The following is a 16,380-nucleotide window of genomic DNA, read 5'->3' as shown; positions in this document are numbered from 1 at the left end:
CTTAGTCGTTGCCGTCAAATTGAGGTGCTACTTTTTCAATATCGGCAATCAGTTGCAGCAGGTTTCTGCTGATATGCGCGTGTAGCGAGGCTGCAGCTTCCGGATATTCTTCCAAAATGCGCCGAAACACTGAGCGGCTGATGCGGATGACTTCGGTTTCTTCCTCAGCCAGCGCACCGGTCATACGGGAGGTTTGGGCAATCAGCGCCATTTCGCCAAGCATGGCGCCGGGGCCGACGGGGCGGATTGTGACCCGCCCTTCGTCTGTATCGTGAAACAGGCTGATATTGCCCGATACGACAATATAGCCGCAATCAGCACTCTGGCCTTCGCGGAATAATTCGCGACCAGCACGCAGCACAAGACGTTCTGCGCCGAAAGCGAGCAGACGCAACTGTTCGGGTGAAAAAGACTCGAACAGGCTGACTAAACTGAGAATGCGGATATCGTCATCGAGCGCCATAGCTTGTCATGACACCCGCATCATGCGCTGTCCATCATGGGACAAGTTTGTATCCCCCGCTTTCTGTAACCAGAAGCGATGCATTGGATGGATCCTTCTCGATTTTCTGACGCAGACGATAAACATGGGTTTCCAGCGTGTGTGTTGTGACACCAGAATTATACCCCCAAACTTCCTCAAGCAGCACATCGCGGCCAATGACCTTGTCGCCAGCGCGATAGAGATACTTGATGATCGCCGCTTCTTTTTCGGTCAGGCGGATCTTGCTGCCCTTCTCATCGAGAAGCAGCTTCTGGCCCGGCTTGAATGTGTAAGGCCCAACGATAAATGTCGCGTCTTCGCTTTGCTCATGTTGGCGCAATTGCGCGCGGATACGCGCAAGCAGCACGGCAAACTTGAACGGCTTGGTTACGTAATCATTCGCACCTGATTCGAGACCGAGAATCGTGTCCGATTCGGTGTCGTGACCGGTCAGCATAATAATAGGCGCCTTGAACCCGCCTTTACGCAGCAGCTTGACTGCTTCGCGACCGTCCATATCCGGCAGACCAACGTCCATGATCAGCAGATCAACAATGCCGTTGCGCGCCGTCTGAATGCCCTTGGTGGCATTGTCTTCCTGAAGAATCTGGAACTCTTCGCATAGCTCCAGCTGTTCTACGAGGATGGAGCGGAGATCTTCGTCATCGTCCACGAGCAGTATTGTGCGACCTGTCATGCCTGTCCTCGTTACTCTTTGATTCAAATAGTGGTTCGTGTTTTATGACATTTAATGGCGACAAGTTGAAGCCGTGAAAAAACAGAGCAGCTTTTCAGGCGATCACCCAAACTTTACCAGCAGGCAGAAAACGGAGGCAGGCTTGTCCAAATATCACAACAACCGCGGAATTGGCGTCATCGAGGTACGGGCAAAGCCCGGCCATAAAACGCGCGGCCTGCTTGCTGCTGGCAATTTGGTGCTCGAATGTGCGCTTGGCAAGGGGGGAATCAGCGCTTTCAAGCGCGAAGGTGACGGTGCGACGCCACTTTCTTCCATGCGGTTGCTTTATGGATATCGTCGTGGCGATGCCCGGCAATGGCCTCTCACGCCTTTGCCGTTGAAGCGTGTGCGCAAGCTCGATGGCTGGTGCGATGCGCCCAACGACGCCAATTACAATCGTCCGGTCCATCTTCCTTTTAAGCCAAGCCACGAGAAGATGTGGCGCAATGATGACGTTTACGATGCCTGCATTGTAATGGATTGGAATATCAGCCCGCGCAAACGTGGCTGTGGCAGCGCGATTTTCTTTCATCTTGCGCGTCGGGGTTATACGCCGACCGAAGGCTGTATAGCATTGAAGCGCGCCGACATGGCGCGCCTCTTACCGCATCTGACCAATAGAACGGTTGTTCGTGTTGTCAGGTAATTAGTGTGCCCCCGCCGGAACGATTTTCACTTCATTGCCCTCAACATCGTAGAGTTTACCGTTCTGAATATAATCGCCATCATGTAGTTCTGCGATCTGGTGGTGGCGAATAATGCGTTCCGTGCCCTCAGCAAAGACTGACATCTGGTTTGAGTTGCCAGCTTTGAACTCGTTGAACATCAGGTTGAGCACGATTGCCATCAATGCAGCTGAGCTGATGCCCGAATGAAAGATCGTCTCAAACCATGCCGGAAAATGGTGATAGAATTCGGGTGCTGCAATCGGAATCATACCGAAGCCGATCGACGTTGCCACGATGATCAGATTGATATTGTTTTGATAATCGACCTTTGACAGTGTGCGGATGCCACTTGCGGCAACCGTTCCGAACAGAACGATACCGGCACCGCCGAGCACGGCTGGCGGCACACAGGCGATCACACGGCCCATCACCGGAAGAAGACCAAGCGTGATCAGGATAAGCCCGCCCGTGGCAACCACATAGCGACTTTTCACACCTGTTACAGCAACAAGACCGACATTTTGTGCGAAGGCACTCTGAGTGAATGAGCCTACGACAGGTGCGAGAATGCTCGACGCCATATCGGCGCGCAGGCCATCGCCGAGACGGCGGGAATTGACCTTGGTTCCCAGAATTTCACCGACCGCCAGAATATCGGCAGAGGTTTCAACCAGTGTCACGACAATTACGATGAACATCGACAGCGTTGCTGCGATGCTGAAAATCGGCCAGCCGAAATGGAAGATTTCGGGCAGGGCCATCACCGGGCCTTCTGCTACACGCGAAAAATCTGTCATGCCGAGCAACCATGCGACGCCTGTTCCGATGACCATTGCAAGCAGGATCGAAAGACGTGAGATCGTGGCATTGCCGATTTTGCTGAGCAAAAGCACGATTAGCAGTGTGAGACCTGCAAGACCAATATTACCCATGCTGCCAAAGTCGGGCGCTTTGCTGTTGCCGCCCATCGCCCAGCGCGCGGCAACCGGCATGAGAGTGAGACCGATGGTGGTGATCACAATGCCTGTAACAAGGGGTGGGAAAAAACGTGTGACGCGTGAGAAGATTGGGGTGATGAGAAAGCCTATGAGCGCTGCTGCTATCACTGCGCCCAGCACGACCTGAATGCCTGCCTCGCCGGTTTCGGCAGAGGTGACAATGGCAACCATCGTCGCAACACCAGCGAATGATACGCCCTGCACCAGCGGAAGCTGGCAGCCAAAAAATGGAATGCCGATGGTTTGCAGGACGGTTGCGACGCCACCGGCAAAAAGCGACGCGGTAATCAGCAAACCGATCTCGCTGGCGCTCAAGCCTGCCGCCTGACCGATAATCAGCGGCACGGCGACAATGCCGCCATACATGGTTAGAACATGCTGAAATCCATAGGCAAGATTGGCGGCGACGGATAGTTTTTCGTCTTCAGGACGCGGACTGGCCATCATCCCTGTTGGGTGTGCATTCACGATTATTCCTCCCGATGTCTCTCCTCAAAGACAGGGGGCGAGTATATTCCTCACACACAGACTGACTGCATTGCTTTTGCTTGAAGTTGTTTTCGATGTAAGCGACCTAATGGGTTAGGCAGGCGCTTCGCGCATGGCATCACTGAGAACGGTGAAGATATAAGGCTCAAGTGATTGCGCGACGTTGAAACGCAGATAGCGGGTTGCACTGCGCGATGGGCTGAAGACGTCGCCGGGTGCTAACAATACGCCCTTCTCAAGCGCATAACGGGCAATCTGGCCTGAATTCATGCCTTCAGGCAAGCGTGCCCAGAGAAAGATACCGCCCTGCGGTTCGGTCCAGAGTTCCAGCCCGATTGCTTTGAGCCGGTTTGCCGTCATGGTCATGGTGTCAGCGAGTTTAGCGCGCAGGCCGTCGATATGGCGGCGATAGGTTCCATCGGTGAGCAGGGCGTGCACAATCTGGGCGGACAGAACGTTGCTGCTGAATGAGGCCGCAAGTTTCAGATCAGTAATTCCGTCGATCCAGTCACGACGACCTGCGATATAGCCGACACGCGCTGCGGCCGAGAGTGTCTTCGAGAAACTACCGATATGGAGCACCCGGTCAAAGCCATCAAGCTCGGCAAGAAGCGGTGCTGGTGACGGATGAAAATCGCCAAAGATATTGTCTTCTACAAGCTTTATGTCGTGGATTTCGGCAAGCTTCAGCAAACGGTGTGCTGTGGCGGGCGTCATGATGCCGCCCGTCGGATTGTGCAGCCCAGCATTGGAAATATACAGCTTTGGCGCTTGTTCTTCAGCGGCCTTGGCAAAGGCCTCCAGATCGGGGCCTGTATGGGTGTAGGGGATGCCGATCAGTTTGACGCGATGCGAAAGAAGCGAAGCCTGAAAGTTGAAATAGCAGGGGTCGTCGACCAGCACTGTGTCGCCGGGCTGCAGCAGAAAGCGGCAGATGAGATCGATAGCATGTGTGCCTGAATCGGTCAGCAAGATATCGCCGCCGGACATATCAATGCCCTGTTCAGACAGTTTGCGCGCCAGATGATTGCGCAGAGGAAGAAAGCCGAGCGGCTCTCCATATGCGACGAGATTGCTGTCTTCATCGCGTGCGATGGTGCGCATGGCGCGACGAATGCCTTCAAGCGGCAGCCATTGATCAGGCAGCCAGCCACAACCGGGCTTATAGGTTTCGTTATCCGTTTCAAGAGATTGGCGCATGACCCAGAAAGGATCAATCTGCCGGTCTTTGTATGGTGTGGTTGCAGCAACCGTAAATGGCTGGCGTCCGCGCTCAGATACATAAAACCCTGCACCCCGGCGCGATTGAATAACGCCTTCCGCTACCAGCCGATCATAGGCTTCAACCACAGTGGATTTCGAGACATTCATGGTTTCGGCCAGACGGCGGATTGATGGCAGACGTGCTCCGGGTGCGAGGCTCATAGCGGCAATACGGTCACGAATAATCGTCATGACTTTTTCAACGAGCGAGATTTTTTCAGCAGTCGTTTTCTCTTCGCTGTTGCCACCGAGATATGCGGCTTCCACTGCTTCAAGACTGCGTAACAGGCCTGTTGAAATCATCTGTACCATCCTTCGTATCAGTACAGTTTAGCAAAATTGTATGGAAACTGTCTCTGCTTATTTTGCCGAATTCACGACACTTTGCCAGAATCATCTCCATGAAACTGCAACAGATCGAAAACACATATGAACAAGACTGCGGGTTGGATTAACGGATTTATCGGTGTTCTTATTTTTAGTGGGTCGTTACCCGCAACACGTCTGGCGGTGATCGATATAGACCCGACGTTTTTAACGATGACGCGCGCGTCGATTGCGGGGCTGCTGGGCCTTGCGCTGCTGCTCGCCTTCCGCGCGCCATTTCCCAGCCGAAATGACGTTGTTTCGCTGATTGTTGTGGCGCTTGGTGTGGTGGTGGGTTTTCCATTGCTGACAGGCATTGCACTGCAACACATGACCTCTGCCCATGCAATTGTGTTTATTGGCCTGCTGCCTTTGGCGACAGCCGTATTTGCTGTTTTGCGTGGCGGTGAAAGCCCGCGCCCACTGTTCTGGCTGTTCTCTGTGGCGGGTAGCGCTATTGTTGCTTCTTATGCTTACGGGCAGGGTTCTCAGTCCACGTTACTGGGCGATGTGCTGATGCTCGGCGCGATCATTGCCTGTGGGCTTGGTTATGCAGAAGGTGCGAGCCTTTCGCGCAGGCTGGGTGGCTGGCAGGTGATCTGCTGGGCGCTGGTCTTCTCGCTGCCGGTGATGTTGCCGCTCAGCATTCTCACACGCCCTGAGACATGGGCTGGCATCGGCGCCATGGCATGGGGTGGACTTGCCTATGTGACGCTATTCTCGATGCTGATCGGCTTTTTCTTCTGGTATCGCGGGCTTGCGCAAGGCGGTGCGGCAGCCGTTGGCCAACTGCAATTGTTACAGCCATTCTTTGGCCTGATGCTGGCCGCATCGATTGCCGGTGAACCGGTTAGTATGGGTATGGTGCTGACTGCCGGTGTGGTGGTGCTCTGCGTGGCTGGAGCCAAACGGTTTGCTTAGACAAGCTTGTCGCCCAAAAGTGGGAACCAGTTTTGGGATAACGACAAGCGTTATATGAATCCCCAGACTGTCGTGCGTTTGACTTCGGCATCCTCAAGCGCTCGTGTGACAGGCACTGTATAAACGGCAAGCTGTTCAAGCCGGTCTTTGGGCAGATAGGCGCGGCCCGGATCACCGACGATGATGTGGGCACCGCGAGCGGCAAGCTTTGCAAACCATGGGATCAGACGATCTGCGAGCGGCTTTTCGTAGAACACATCGCCGGCAAGCACCACTTCCCATCCATGATCCTGATTGATCAGATCGGTGAGTGTCGGGGTGATGGTAACACTGTTTGCAGCCGCGTTGATTTCGATAGCTGGCAGCGCAAATGGATCAATATCGGAAGCAAGCACGCTGTCTGCGCCTGCTTTCATCGCTGCAATGGCAACCAGACCTGAGCCGGAAGCGAAATCCAGCACAGTTTTGCCGAAGACCATTTCCGGGTGATCGAGAATATAGCGTGCTACGCCCTGACCACCCGCCCAGGCAAAGGCCCAGAAAGGCGGCGGCAGGCCGATGGTTGCCAGTTCTTCCTCGGTTTTATGCCAGAGGTCGTGGGCTTCATCGGCCAGATAGAGGTTGATTTCCGGCACATGTGGCGGTGCTTGCAGGCCTGTATTGGTCAATATGAAATCGCGCGTCGCCTTATGTGCCGGATCAAGCATCAATTTTTCTCATTGTGCATGTCGTTATCGGAAAACCGGTCTCCACTTTTCCGCAACATGCATTAAATATCTTTAGCGTCCAATCCGCCCATGCGGCAGACCTCAATCCATTCGTCTTCCGTTACCGGCTGCACCGAAAGGCGCATGGATGTGACGAGCGCCATCTTTTCGAGTTTCGGATTGGCTTTCACATCTTTGAGCGTCACCGGCTTCGGCATATCGCGCACAGCCTTTATGTCCACGCAATCCCAACGCGGATCGTCTGTGGTGCTGTCAGGATGCGAAAGCGCACAGACCTCGACAATGCCGACCACTTCCAGACCTTCGTTGGAATGGTAGAAAAAGCCTTTGTCGCCGATCTTCATGGCGCGCATGTTGTTGCGTGCCAGATAGTTGCGCACGCCGTCCCACTGTTCGCCTTGTTCGCCACGGGCTTTTTGCATTTCCCATGACCATTTGAATGGTTCAGACTTGAACAGCCAGTAAGCCATGACCTGCCCTTATGCGTTTGCTGGATTGTTGATCGCCCAGTTCCATGGGCGCACGGTCACATCAGCAAAAAGGCCAGCCAGTGCGTAAGGATCATTCGCGCCGATCTTTTCAGCTGTTGCCTTATCGGCGGCTTCCACAACGACGAGGCTGCCATTTGGCTTGCCATCTTCACCAAGGAATGGGCCTGCGAATTTCAGCACATCACCCAGCGATTTGAGATAGTCGAGATGGGCCGGACGCGTATCAAGTCGCACTTGCAGATGATCGGGCTTGTCGTTGCACAAAAGAGCAAAAAGCATGTTATTCTAACCTTTTTGTTTATGCATGATCTTATCCGAAATTGGCTTCCCACTTTTCGGGATCATGCATTTTGTTTGAGCATGATCTTATCTGAAAACCGCTACGCACTTTTCAGGATCATGCTTTAATCCTCGGTCTTGAGTGGTCGGTTTAAAAGCGCGGTAACGGCTTCATCAATCGTGATTTTTCCTGCAAGAAGTGCAGCGACTGCCGTGATAATTGGTGCAGGCACGTCATGTTGTCTGCAAAGTTCGGCAGCTATCGGAGCGGTCGCCACACCTTCGGCCAGTGGGCGGTTGGTGAGATCTTCGCTACGACCGATTGCCAGCCCGTAAGAATAGTTGCGCGATTGCGATGATGAGCAGGTCAGCATCAGATCGCCAAGTCCGGAAAGGCCCATAATGGTTTCTGGCTTTGCGCCCATGGCCTGCGCAACACGGCGCAGTTCGGCAAAGCCGCGCGTAACAAGGGCTGCTTGCGCGCTGGCACCATAGCCGCGCCCGATGGCAGCCCCTGCTGCAAGCGCCAGCACGTTTTTCAGCGCGCCGCCGATTTCAACGCCTTTGAGATCGGTGGTCGAATAGCAGCGGAAGGCTGGCCCGGAGAGCATCGCTGCAAGTTGATCGGCAATGGCGGCGTCTTCGCAGGCAATGGTGACTGCGGTTGGCAGACCGCGTGCTACGTCGGTTGCGAAACTTGGGCCGGACAGCGCGCTGATTGTATGGTGTGGAAGCACTTCCGACACCACTTCTGACATGAGGCGTCCTGTCTCGCGCTCGATGCCTTTGGCGCAAAGAATGACGGGTGCGGATTGCGGAATATGCGCGCTTAGTTCCATCAGTCCTTTGCGCATAGCCTGTGCTGGAATAACAACGAGAACCGCATCGGCCTTTTCAAGGACAGCCTTGGCATCCGTGCTGGCGCGAATGCCTGCGGGCAATTCGATCTCGCCGAGATAGGAGGGATTGCGGCGCTGGTCGTTCACTTGGGTCACAATTTGCGCATCGCGTGCATAAAGCCATGCGTCATGACCGTTGATGGCTGCCATGACTGCAAGGGCTGTTCCCCACGCGCCGCCACCCAGAACGGCGATTTTAGCGCGCTCACTCATGCCTTTGCTCCCCGTCGTCCGGTGCCGAACATGGGCGCTGATTTCTCATCAAGCGGCCAGCGTGAACGCGGAGCAAGATTGAGCGAATCAGGGCCTTTGGTTGCAGCCCGCTCGGCACCTGCCCAAGCAATCATCGCTGCATTGTCGGTGCAGAGATTGAGCGGTGGGGCGATGAAGCTGAAACCATGCTTTTCGCAAAGCTTCTCCAGCGCGGCGCGCAACGTCTTGTTGGCGGCAACACCGCCCGCGACGATGAGCGAGGGTGTGTCGCAATCCGGGAACTCATCCTTGAACCGCTCGAGCGAGCGCTTCACACGATCTGACAACGTATCGGCAACCGCATCCTGAAACGATGCGCAAATGTCCGCTACATCCTGATCAGAAAGAGGGCTAAGTTCTGTTGCGGTCTGGCGCACAGCTGTCTTGAGGCCAGAGAATGAGAAATCGAGCCGGGCTTCACCCTTAAGTGGGCGTGGCAGCGGGAACCTTTTCGGGTCGCCCGTTAGCGCCATGCGTTCAACAGCCGGACCACCCGGATAAGGCAGGCCCATCAGCTTGGCAGTCTTATCGAAAGCCTCGCCCAGCGCATCATCGATTGTCGTGCCAAGGCGTTCATAATCGCCAAGACCGCGTACAAGCACCATCTGTGTGTGACCGCCGGATACCAGCAGCAGCAGATAAGGAAATGGCAGGTTGTCCGTCAGTCGTGCGGTGAGCGCGTGGCCTTCCAGATGATTGACCGCATAAAACGGCTTGTTCGCAGCCATGGCCATCGCCTTGGCGGTCATCAGGCCGACGATCAGACCACCGATAAGGCCCGGACCGGCGGTCGCGGCAATCGCGTCCACATCATCGAGCTTCACATTGGCGTCTTTCAGCGCACGTTCCACCAGCCGGTCGAGCGCTTCAACATGGGCGCGGGCGGCAATTTCCGGCACCACGCCGCCGTAAGGTTCGTGTTCGGCGATCTGGCTGAGCACCACATTGGACAAAATATGCCCTTTGCCGCTATCGTCGCGTTCAACGATGGCGGCGGCTGTTTCGTCGCAACTTGTTTCTATTCCAAGAACGCGCATTTGCGGTTAGACCCTGCCTGTCTCATAACTTTACATAATATTTCCCGGAAACCCGGTATCATGGACGGCGCGATATGCAAACAGCATCCTTGAAGATTGGCAGCTTGAAGATCGGTACAAGGGGCAGCAAGCTTGCGCTCGCGCAGGCCTATGAAACGCGCTCCCGTCTGATTGCCGCGCATGGCTTCAATGAAGATGCGATCGAAATCGTGCCCATGTCCACTGCCGGAGATCGTATCCAGGATCGCCCGCTGTCGCAGGTTGGTGGCAAGGGGCTGTTTACCGAAGAGATCGAAGCAGCGCTGAAAGATGGCCGCATTGATCTGGCTGTTCATTCTACCAAGGATATGCCGACTGTTTTGCCGGAAGGTCTTCATCTTTCCGCATTCCTTGAGCGCGAAGATCCGCGTGATGCTTTTGTCGGTCGCACCTCCAAGCGCTTTCTCGATCTGCCGCAGGGTGCCGTGGTCGGTTCATCTTCGTTGCGTCGTCAGGCGATGATCAAACGTCTGCGGCCTGATCTTCAGGTGGTGATGTTCCGTGGCAATGTCCAGACACGTCTGCGTAAACTCGAAGAAGGCGAAGTGGATGGAACATTTCTTGCTTGTGCCGGTTTGCGACGGCTTGATCTGGCAGATGTAATTACCGATCTGCTCGATCCGTCGGCGTTTCTGCCTGCGCCGGGACAGGGTGCAATCGGGATTGAAACTCGTATTGGCGATGAAAAAATCGATGCGCTGTTAAAGCCATTGGCGCATCATGATACGCATGTGGCGCTGGCCTGTGAACGTGCATTCCTCGCGACGCTTGACGGCTCTTGCCGCACGCCGATTGCCGGTCTTGCGATTGTGAATGGTGACACGATTTCATTTCGTGGGATGATCCTGACGCCGGATGGTCGTGAGGCGCACGAAGTGACGGCTGAAGGTTTGGCGTCCGATGCAGCCGAGCTTGGATCGGATGCCGCCAAGCGCGTGCGCGCGGAAGCGGGTCCAGATTTTTTTGAGGGCTGGGAGTAACATTGGCAGCTGAGCACAAGACAGGAACGTGCGGCCCTGTTCTGATCACAAGGCCCGAACCATCGGCATCAGTGACGGCAGCAAAGCTTGCCGCACTCGGTTTTTCGCCGGTTTTGATGCCTTTAAGCCGTACGGTTGCTCTGGAGTTTTCTGCCGCGAATCAATCCTTCGACGCACTTGCTGTGACCAGCGCCAATGCATTCCGGCATGTGCAGGACGATTTTCTCCAGCTTTATAAAGCATTGCCGCTGTTTGCCGTTGGTGAGGGCACGGCGCGTGCCGCGCGTGCAGCGGGTTTTGATCAGGTGATTGAGGGCGGCGGTGATGCCGTTCGTCTGGCGGCGAGCATGGCAGAACATTTGCCAAAAGGCGCACGGGTTTTTTATCTCGCTGGACGGATACGTCAGCCAATCTTTGAAGAACGTGTGCTGCAGGCTGGCCTTAAAATGCGGGTCTGCGATGTTTATGACGTCGAGCAGATTGGCTATTCAGATGATGAAATCAAAGCGCTTTTGCCCCAAAGTCCATTTGTCGCGGTTTTGCTTTATTCGGGCGTCGCTGCGCAGTATCTGGCTCGGATCGCGCCGCAGATTGAGGCCGCATTTGGCTCGGATACGCAGTTTTTGTGCATTTCTGGCCGGGTTGCGGAGCAATTGCCGGAGAAATGGAAAGCGCAGAGACGCATCGCCGATCATCCTGACGAGAAGGGAATTTTTCGTTTGTTTTCCAAACTTTGACTCTTTTGGGCGCAACCTTCCTTCATCTCGTGATTTTATCTGATAAGCTTCACAAAAATTCTTTGCACACCGAGAGGACCCATGGCGAAATCTGGCACTCCGCGGCATTCCAAACCGACCACCAAACCCGTGACGATCAGTCTTGATCCGTCGGATGTTAAACGCGTTGATGAAGCAGCAGCGCCGAAGGTGACGCCGGCTGCTGAGCCAGTGGGTGATGCAGCAGTGAAAATGGACCCCAAGCCAGAAGAAAAGCCTGTGTTCAAGCCAGAAGCTAAGACAGAAAAGCCGCCCTTTACTGCGGGCGTGAAGCCGGAGGCACCGCGTGCTAGTGCAGCTACTTCCGTACCAGCGCAGAAATCGGGTTCAGGCGGCTCTCACTTGCTGGCAGGTGTTGCAGGTGGTGTGATTGCACTGGCTGGTCTTTTTGCATTGCAGTGGGGCAATGTCGTGCCATCGCCCGGCGCAAGATTCACCGCCGAACAGCTGGCCCATATGGAGCAGCAGATTGCAGATTTACGCTCCAATCCAGCGCCTGCGCCACTTGATGACGCCAGCAAGGCGCAGCTTGCAGATTTGCAGAAAAATGTTGAGGCAGCTGAAATTAAGGCGGAAGCCGTGGCCGCAACTTTGACAGAAGTTCAACAGCAGTTTGCGTCGCTTCCAAAGTCAGATGCCGCTCCCGTGGACATTTCGGCCTTGACGGAGCGCCTTAGTGCGCTCGAAACGCAGTTAAGTGATGCAAAGAATCAGGCTGATCAGGCGGCAGCTGGTGTTTCTGGCAACAGCGGCACAATTTCAAACCTTGAACAGAAGCTGGTTTCGCTTGAGGGCAAGGTGAGTGAAAACGCGCGCCAGCCCGATGCGTCCGTATTGATTGCTTCCAATGCACTGAAGACTGCGATTGATCGCGGTGGTTCATATAAGGCTGAGCTCGATACATATGCCTCGGTTGCTCCGCAGGATAAGGCAATTGAAGGACTGAATGCCTTTGCACATTCAGGTGTGCCGACAGTTGCTGATCTGAATGCATGGTTTGGGCCGGTCGCTAACAAAATCATCGCCACTGAAAACAAGCTGCCTGCCGATGCCGGTGTGTGGGATCAGCTGGTAGCCAGCGCGAAGGGGCTTGTCAGTGTGCGTCCCGTCGCGGGCAATGTCAGCGGCACTGGCGCAGGTCCGACAACGGCCCGCATGGAAGCGGCCCTGCATGCTGGTGATCTTGAGCGCGCGATTGCTGAATGGGAGCAGCTGACCCCTGACGCGAAAGCTGTTTCGGCAGAGTTTGCGAGCCAGATGAAGGCGCGTCGTGACGCTGATGCGCTTATTCAGCGCGTCGTCACTGAAAGCATTAAGCCAAAGAACGCAACAGACGCCACGGCGCCAAACTAAGGAGCCGTTCATGCTGCGTGTGATTTTTTACTTCGCTATCGTTGTTGCTCTCGGTTTTGGTTTCTCATGGCTGGCTGATCGACCCGGCGAACTTGATGTCACCTTTGCTGGCAATCATTACAATGTGCCGCTGATTACTGCTGCCGCAGGTGTCGTGGCAATTGTGGCTGCAATTCTGATCCTCTGGTGGGTCATCAAAAGCACCATTCAGTCGCCTTACACGTTGCGCCGTCATTTTCGTTCGCGCAAACGCGACCGGGGGTATCAGTCGCTTTCAACAGGCTTGATTGCCGCTGGTGCCGGTGATGCAGAAGCTGCCCGCCGTATGGCAAAGCAGGCCGGTACCCTGCTTGATCCTGATCTGGAGCCGATGATCAAGTTGCTGGAAGTTCAGACGGCCATGCTTGAAGGCCGTTCGGATGATGCGCGCAAGGCATTTGAGGCCATGGTTGAGGACCCTGAAACCCGACTTCTGGGCTTGCGCGGACTTTATATTGAGGCGCAGCGCGTGGGCGCACGCGAAGCGGCACGTCACTATGCGACAGAAGCCGCGAAACATGCACCGCAGCTTGAATGGGCGTCGTCTGCCGTTATGGGGCAGCTTTGCTCGGAAGGTGACTGGGATGGCGCGCTTAAATTGGTTGATGCGCGTAAACAGGCCCTCTCGCATAGCAAAGATGTTGTGAAGAAGGAGCGTGCAGCGCTTCTGACGGCCAAAGCAATCGCAACTGTTGATGTCGATCATGCAAATGCCAAGGCGATTGCGCTTGAAGCCAACAAGCTTGCGCCTGATCTGGTGCCCGCGGCTGTCGTTGCAGCGCGGGCATTGTTTGCTGATGGCGAAGTGCGCAAGGGGTCGAAAATTCTAGAGGCTGCGTGGAAGCGTGCTCCGCATCCCGATATTGCATCGACCTATATTTATGGTCGCGCTGGAGACACGGTGCAGGACCGTCTCAAGCGGGCAAAGCACCTGGTGACGCTCAGGTCCAACAATGCCGAAGGCAGTCTGGCGCTTGCGCGGGCTGCTTACGATGCGGGCGATTATCGTCTGGCGCGAGAAAATGCCGATAAGGTGTTGCGCGGGTCGCCGCGTGAAAGCGCTTATCTTTTGCTGGCAGACATTGAGGAAGCCGAAACAGGCGATCAGGGCAAGGTGCGTCAGTGGCTTGCACAGGCGGTGAAAGCACCGCGCGATCCGGCATGGACCGCTGATGGTTATGTGTCTGAACAGTGGTCGCCTGTATCGCCTGTGACCGGACGCCTGAACAGCTTTGAGTGGAAAGTACCTGTCGAGCAGCTTTCACCGGTGATTGAAGTGGAAAAGCCCGAAATTGCAGCGGCTGTTGAAGATTCTGTTTTGACAAGCAATGCGATTATTCCGGCTGAAAAACTTAAACCCAAGCCGCAAAATGATGATGTGATTGAGGCGGAGGTGGTATCGCCAAAGCCTGTTGAGGTTAAGCCAGAACCCCCAAAACCTGAAATTCAGCAGGTTGAGAAGCCCGCATTTATCGATGCAGCCGGGCCGGACAGTGATGAGACGGACAAAAAACGGACGGCTCATATCATTGTGGATGACCCGGGTGTTGATGAAAGCAAAGCATCGCAAAAGCCGCAAAGCGGGCTTCGTCTGTTCTGAATTGGCGCATTGGCGTGTAGATTGTTGCTTAAAGACCACGCGATGCCGTCTTTCGCTGTTGAAAGACGGCATCGTCGCTTTCCAGTCTTGTCTCATATTTCCATCCCGTTAGTTTTAAAGTTTCTAAAGAAGAGCAGACCGAGTTGGTCTTTTGCGGTTTGAGACTTGGCGAGGGTGAATGTTCGAGCGGTTGCTGGATTTTCTGAAAGAGTTGCCTGGAAGCGGTTTACGTGAGCGGGGCGAAAAGTTTTCCGACGATGATCCAAGACTGGCTGCAGCAGCGCTGATGTTTCACATCATGGATGCTGATGGTGATGCGCGTGAAGTAGAGCGCGCCAAGCTTTCGGTCACGCTTGCACAGAAATATGGACTAAAGGGCGATGCTCTTAAGCAGCTTCTCCGAGCTGCCGAAGAGGCTGATCAGGAATCAATCAGCCTGTCGGATTTTACGTCTGTTCTCAAACGCCATCTGGATTATCAGGCTCGGCTCGATTTCATCGCCCTGATGTGGAACATTGTCTATGCCGATGGTGTTGCAAGCGAAGTCGAGGTTGATGTGATGTGGCGTGTTGCCGATCTGATTGGCATCAAAGCTGAAGATCGGGATCAGATCGAAACGCGTGTTCAGGCCGGGAATATCAGCGCGTCAGATGCCTGACGCTCTGATCGGAAATTAGGTGCGCCCTTGCAAATTGCGCGCTTTGCGCAGTTGCGGGAACATAGCAGCCCACGCAGCCGCAACAACGATGGAACCTATTCCGCCAATAACAACGGCAGGTACCGCACCAATAGCTGCGGCCATAAGCCCGGCGCGGAATTCACCCAGCTCGTTTGATGCGCCGACAAACACCATATTGACCGCATTGACGCGTCCGCGCACGTGGTCTGGCGTCCAGAGCTGCATCAGCGTTTCGCGGATATAAACGCTGATCATATCGGCAGCACCGGCAAGAGCCAAAGCGATAATCGACAGCCAAACGAGTGTCGACACGCCAAAGATGATATTGAATAAGCCAAATAGACCGACAAAGACGAACATCACGCGACCTGCATGATCGCGGATCGGGTGACCTGCAAGCCAGATCGCGGTCAGGACGGCGCCAATACCGGGTGCAGAGCGTAGCAGACCTAATCCCCATGGTCCGAGATCGAGAATGTCGCGGGCATAAATCGGTAAAAGCGCGACCGTGCCACCAAGCAGAACAGCGAAGAGATCAAGCGAGATGGCTCCCAAAACAATCTTTTCTTTCCAGATATAGCGGAAGCCAGCAAGCATGGAGGTGAGCGAACGCTCCTCCATCGTCGTATGTTGCCTTGGTTTTGAGATCGAGAAAATCAGGACCGAGCCTGAAATCAGAAAAACTGTTGCGACGCCATAAGCTGCAAGATGTGAGATACCATAGAGCAATCCACCGGCAACCGGGCCGACAATTGTTGCTACCTGCCAGGCTGATGAGTTCCATGAAACTGCATTGGCAAAATCTTCTGTCGGAACGAGGTTTACAACTAGAGAGGCTGACGATGGTCCAAGAAATGCGCGGGCAATCCCGAACACCAGAAGGGCTGCGAAGACAATTATCGGCTCGAAATCACTCAACAGCGTGAGCAAAAGCAGAAATGCAGTGACACCTGCTTCCAATATGAGCGACAAGCCCATGACAAGGCGTCGGCCAAACCGGTCAGCAGCGGCACCCGTCAACAAAACCAGCAGCAGGGCGGGTAGAAACTGTACGAGCCCTACCATGCCAAGATTGAAGGCATCGCGGGTTTGGTCATAAATTTGCCAGCCGACCGCGACGCTGACGATCTGAACGGCAAATGCGCTCAGGAAGCGTGCGGCCCAATATTTTTTGAACGACGTATGACGGAATGCGGCATAGCGATCCGCGTGGGTGGCATCAGTGCTGGGGGACATTGCTCAGAACATCTGTAAAAGGGAGTTCTATCTTATAGTAATTTATTGCGAGCAATGATCACTT

General features: G+C 54.7%; 17 protein-coding genes. 7 read left to right on the top strand and 10 right to left on the bottom strand.

The features are described from left to right. Window position 1: 1 nt before the first annotated feature. Together RI570_RS05585 and RI570_RS05580 are read right to left on the bottom strand one after the other, a co-directional pair. Window positions 2-463, bottom strand: coding sequence for a cyclic nucleotide-binding domain-containing protein (locus tag RI570_RS05585; protein WP_313827403.1), 462 nt, complete (start codon window positions 461-463; stop codon window positions 2-4). 34 nt (window positions 464-497) lie between these two features. Beyond that, window positions 498-1,181, bottom strand: coding sequence for a response regulator transcription factor (locus RI570_RS05580; protein WP_250041544.1), 684 nt, complete (start codon window positions 1,179-1,181; stop codon window positions 498-500). A gap of 142 nt (window positions 1,182-1,323) precedes the next feature. Here RI570_RS05580 and RI570_RS05575 point away from each other — a divergent pair, with 142 nt between their 5' ends. Continuing rightward, on the top strand, window positions 1,324-1,869 hold the full coding sequence (locus RI570_RS05575) for a L,D-transpeptidase (RefSeq protein ID WP_313827402.1): 546 nt from the start codon (window positions 1,324-1,326) through the stop codon (window positions 1,867-1,869). Here the strand turns inward: RI570_RS05575 and RI570_RS05570 are convergent, their stop codons facing one another. Together RI570_RS05570 and RI570_RS05565 are read right to left on the bottom strand one after the other, a co-directional pair. Further along, window positions 1,870-3,336: a nucleobase:cation symporter-2 family protein gene (locus RI570_RS05570; RefSeq protein ID WP_313828566.1), complete on the bottom strand. Its 1,467-nt coding sequence runs from the start codon at window positions 3,334-3,336 to the stop codon at window positions 1,870-1,872. Window positions 3,337-3,471: 135 nt separating this feature from the next. Continuing rightward, the gene (locus RI570_RS05565; protein WP_313827401.1) at window positions 3,472-4,944 is read right to left on the bottom strand and encodes a PLP-dependent aminotransferase family protein; all 1,473 of its coding nucleotides are present in this window, start codon (window positions 4,942-4,944) and stop codon (window positions 3,472-3,474) included. A gap of 126 nt (window positions 4,945-5,070) precedes the next feature. Here RI570_RS05565 and RI570_RS05560 point away from each other — a divergent pair, with 126 nt between their 5' ends. Beyond that, window positions 5,071-5,928 carry a DMT family transporter gene (locus tag RI570_RS05560; RefSeq protein ID WP_313827399.1) on the top strand — a complete coding sequence of 286 codons (858 nt, stop codon included), beginning with the start codon at window positions 5,071-5,073 and terminating at the stop codon, window positions 5,926-5,928. A gap of 50 nt (window positions 5,929-5,978) precedes the next feature. On the opposite strand, the gene RI570_RS05555 is transcribed toward RI570_RS05560, so the two are convergent. From RI570_RS05555 to tsaD, 5 genes are all read right to left on the bottom strand, one after another. Next, a complete protein-coding gene (locus RI570_RS05555; RefSeq protein ID WP_313827398.1) occupies window positions 5,979-6,635 on the bottom strand; it encodes a methyltransferase in 657 nt (218 codons plus the stop codon). A 62-nt stretch (window positions 6,636-6,697) separates the two neighbouring features. After that, complete coding sequence (locus RI570_RS05550) at window positions 6,698-7,126, bottom strand: EVE domain-containing protein (protein ID WP_313827396.1); 429 nt, start codon at window positions 7,124-7,126, stop codon at window positions 6,698-6,700. A gap of 9 nt (window positions 7,127-7,135) precedes the next feature. Further along, the gene (locus RI570_RS05545; protein ID WP_313827395.1) at window positions 7,136-7,426 is read right to left on the bottom strand and encodes a YciI-like protein; all 291 of its coding nucleotides are present in this window, start codon (window positions 7,424-7,426) and stop codon (window positions 7,136-7,138) included. Window positions 7,427-7,551: 125 nt separating this feature from the next. Then, window positions 7,552-8,538, bottom strand: coding sequence for an NAD(P)H-dependent glycerol-3-phosphate dehydrogenase (locus RI570_RS05540; protein ID WP_313827394.1), 987 nt, complete (start codon window positions 8,536-8,538; stop codon window positions 7,552-7,554). After that, window positions 8,535-9,614: a tRNA (adenosine(37)-N6)-threonylcarbamoyltransferase complex transferase subunit TsaD gene (gene tsaD / locus RI570_RS05535; protein ID WP_313827393.1), complete on the bottom strand. Its 1,080-nt coding sequence runs from the start codon at window positions 9,612-9,614 to the stop codon at window positions 8,535-8,537. Before tsaD ends, RI570_RS05540 begins: the two co-directional genes overlap by 4 nt. A 74-nt stretch (window positions 9,615-9,688) precedes the next feature. Between tsaD and hemC the strand changes: the two genes are divergently transcribed. The 5 genes from hemC to RI570_RS05510 all read left to right on the top strand — a co-directional run bounded on the left by hemC (window position 9,689) and on the right by RI570_RS05510 (window position 15,059). Next, complete coding sequence (gene hemC / locus RI570_RS05530) at window positions 9,689-10,633, top strand: hydroxymethylbilane synthase (RefSeq protein WP_313827392.1); 945 nt, start codon at window positions 9,689-9,691, stop codon at window positions 10,631-10,633. A 2-nt stretch (window positions 10,634-10,635) separates the two neighbouring features. Then, a complete protein-coding gene (locus RI570_RS05525) occupies window positions 10,636-11,370 on the top strand; it encodes a uroporphyrinogen-III synthase (RefSeq protein WP_313827391.1) in 735 nt (244 codons plus the stop codon). A gap of 81 nt (window positions 11,371-11,451) precedes the next feature. Next, the gene (locus RI570_RS05520; protein ID WP_313827390.1) at window positions 11,452-12,762 is read left to right on the top strand and encodes a mitofilin family membrane protein; all 1,311 of its coding nucleotides are present in this window, start codon (window positions 11,452-11,454) and stop codon (window positions 12,760-12,762) included. A 10-nt stretch (window positions 12,763-12,772) separates the two neighbouring features. Then, window positions 12,773-14,401 carry a heme biosynthesis protein HemY gene (locus tag RI570_RS05515; protein WP_313827389.1) on the top strand — a complete coding sequence of 543 codons (1,629 nt, stop codon included), beginning with the start codon at window positions 12,773-12,775 and terminating at the stop codon, window positions 14,399-14,401. A gap of 178 nt (window positions 14,402-14,579) precedes the next feature. Beyond that, window positions 14,580-15,059 carry a TerB family tellurite resistance protein gene (locus RI570_RS05510; protein WP_313827388.1) on the top strand — a complete coding sequence of 160 codons (480 nt, stop codon included), beginning with the start codon at window positions 14,580-14,582 and terminating at the stop codon, window positions 15,057-15,059. Between the two features lie 15 nt (window positions 15,060-15,074). On the opposite strand, the gene RI570_RS05505 is transcribed toward RI570_RS05510, so the two are convergent. Further along, entirely contained in the window at window positions 15,075-16,316 is a 1,242-nt protein-coding gene (locus tag RI570_RS05505) for an MFS transporter (protein ID WP_313827387.1), read from the bottom strand. Window positions 16,317-16,380: the final 64 nt, after the last annotated feature.

The organism is Brucella pseudogrignonensis (genome assembly GCF_032190615.1).
Taxonomy (GTDB): Bacteria; Pseudomonadota; Alphaproteobacteria; order Rhizobiales; family Rhizobiaceae; genus Brucella; species Brucella pseudogrignonensis_B.
This window is presented reverse-complemented; position numbering and strand designations above follow the sequence as displayed.